Source organism: Sulfuricurvum sp. (assembly GCF_028688295.1).
Taxonomy (GTDB): Bacteria; Campylobacterota; Campylobacteria; order Campylobacterales; family Sulfurimonadaceae; genus Sulfuricurvum.
Map to the genome: position 1 here is coordinate 1 of NZ_JAQTYM010000133.1, position 2,757 is coordinate 2,757.

General features: G+C 42.0%; 2 protein-coding genes and 1 pseudogene. All 3 read left to right on the forward strand.

Annotation, left to right across the window (positions count from 1 at the left end; translation table 11 throughout):
- A pseudogene (locus PHR02_RS13535) lies at positions 1-372 on the forward strand (hypothetical protein); the annotation flags it as partial.
- Between the two features lie 69 nt (positions 373-441).
- Positions 442-2,259: a methyl-accepting chemotaxis protein gene (locus PHR02_RS13540; RefSeq protein WP_299992834.1), complete on the forward strand. Its 1,818-nt coding sequence runs from the start codon at positions 442-444 to the stop codon at positions 2,257-2,259.
- A gap of 20 nt (positions 2,260-2,279) precedes the next feature.
- Positions 2,280-2,757: acylphosphatase (locus tag PHR02_RS13545; RefSeq protein WP_299992836.1), on the forward strand; the 478-nt coding region annotated here is incomplete at its 3' end.

Here is a 2,757-nt window from a genome sequence, read left to right on the forward strand (position 1 = left end):
TTCGAGGGGGTTGTAAAAGAGGCGCTGAAGTTCATCGGCAAAGGGGGACTCCAGATCGATACCAAGGTGGAGGATAACCGCTTCAACCATGTAGCCTTTTTAGCAAGTATCATTAGTTATCGTCTTGCAGGTGTCAGTTCGCTCTATTTAAGCTATTCTATCTTTGAATCTTTTGGAGATTATTTCAGTGAACTGCTCACCGAGATAAAAGGGAAAACCAAAGCGACCGATATTGTCCTATGCGGCGCCTATTTCGCCGGACAGTCGCTCTTTAGCCGTTTACAGAGAAATTTGAAGGCAACTCCTATTTTAATGAATACGAGTTATCCGATTGGGACCGAAAATTGCGTTGTCGGTGGAGTCTTTCTTTGATGAAAAAATAGGGTATTGTTCAGTTAAAAAATAGCTATAATGATTGTTTTTAAAAGAGGAGATAGCCGTATGACAATACATAATCGGTTGATGATAACTTCAGGGCTTACCTTGGTGGTTTTAGTGGTGGTAAGCTGGATATCCTATTCCACAACTGAATCAGTTCGAATAAAAGGGGATGCGTATAACCATATTGTTAATTCGAAAGATTTGATCGCCGATGTTCTGCCGCCGCCAGAGTATATTATTGAAGCTCGTTTGGCGAGTTTAGAAATAGTTGAAGATCCTAAAGAGTTTGACCGTTTTATAGATCGATTGAGTATTTTAGAAAAAGAGTTTCGTGATCGACAAGTGTATTGGAAAAAGAGTGATTTAGATCCAAAACTCAAAGCGATGATTACAGGTGAAGCAAAAACGACGGCGGAAGTTTATTTTTCTCTCGTCAACGAAGAGCTGATACCGTTGATTAAAGAAGGGCGGATTGATGAGGCTCGTTCTTTGATACACGGTAAACTCGAAAAAGCATTTCAAAAACATTATGATACGATTTATCCTATTGTAAAAGAGGCGACTAAACAAGCTCAAGAGCATGAATCTACTGCTGATGAATTGGTAAGCTCTGGACATGTCAAAATGGTTTTTGCGGCAGTCGGAGGTTTTTTAGCGGCACTCGTCCTCTTTATGTTAACAACACGGCGCATTACATCGCGTTTAGGAGAATTTAAAAAAGTTGCAGATGCCCTTTCCAGTGGCGATGCTGATCTTACACGTCGCATTAATTTTGATGGAAATGATGAAATTGTAGAAGTGGCTAACTCGTTTAACCGTTTTTTAGACAAAGTAGCAAATATCGCTGAAGATGCACAAAGGGATGCTACTAATGCCCATTTTGCCAACGAAAAAGCGAACAAAAGTTTAGTCCATTCAGAGATGATGATTACTCTCTCAGGTCATATGACGGGCGGTGCGGTGAGCGGTGCAAAAGATTTACAAGATTCTGCGCAGCAAGCAGTAGCGAGTTTGGCAGCTGTCAATGCACTGAACGCATCAACCTCTGAAGTAGTGTTAGAAGTAAGAGAGAGTACGGGTGGAATTATTAATTCGATTAGTCAAATCGCAGAGATGATCAATGAAAATCGTGAAAATGCAGAAGAACTTCAAAAAAATATCGGCGACATATCTCAGATTATCGCTTTGATTAAAGATATATCCGATCAAACCAATCTTTTGGCGCTTAATGCAGCGATAGAAGCCGCACGTGCAGGTGAACACGGACGAGGATTCGCCGTTGTTGCCGATGAAGTTCGAAAACTGGCTGAACGTACCCAAAAAGCGACTTCCGAGGTTGAAGTAACGATCAACATGCTCAAACAAAGTGCCGGTTCGATGGTAGAGAGCAGTGAGACAACGGAAGAACATGCGATGGAATCGACACGCAAACTGGATGATTTTACCCAATCATTAGGTGAGTTGATTGAAAAGTCTGAAACTATCAAACAAGATAATGAGTTCATTTCGTATGAAATCTTTGGTATATTGGCGAAACTTGACCATTTGGTGTTCAAGCTCAATGCGTATGGTTCAATTTTTGATAATGAACTCAAAGCACAATTTGGAGATCATCACGGATGCAGACTCGGTAAATGGTACGAACACGGGGATGGTAAAAGAGTATTTGGGCATACGGATGCGTATCGTCGACTTGAAGAACCACACAAAATTGTTCATGACAATGTACTTCGTGCATTAGAATGTGTGAAGCGAGATAATTGTGTTGAACGACGTGATGAACTCTCAGTTGCATTTGCGGAAACTGAACGTCAAAGTTCTATCCTTTTTGGAGTACTGAATGACATGATTCGTGAAGCTAGAGACAGATTAAAATAAGTTTTATTTTTGGAGAAAGTGTGTTTGAACAATTCGAAAGTAGACGAATAGTAATACGAGGAATTGTTCAAGGGGTCGGATTCCGCCCGTTTGTCTACCGTGAAGCAACCCGTTATGGGATTTTTGGATTTGTGTGTAATACCCCAGAGGGTGTCGTGATCGAAGCACATGGTGAGCAGTGTGAATTATTTATCCGTGCTTTGCGAGAAAACCTCCCTGAACGTGCCCGTATCGATTCGATGGAGATTGAAGCGTGTGAATTTACGCCGTTCACCGATTTTGAGATTCGTGAGAGTACTTTGGGATTTGGATCGGTTGCTATCCCACTTGACACGGCTCTTTGCCCTGCCTGTCAAGCCGAAATGGATGATTCACACAATCGCCGATACCGTTATCCGTTTATCAACTGCACCGATTGCGGCCCCCGTTACACCATCATCCAAACCCCTCCCTATGATCGCGTTCGCACCTCGATGAAACATTTTACGATGTGTTCGG

Excerpts from the sequence above, each read along its gene's own strand:
- PHR02_RS13540 (WP_299992834.1), top strand. The coding sequence starts at position 442 with ATGACAATACATAATCGGTTGATGATAACTTCAGGGCTTACCTTGGTG.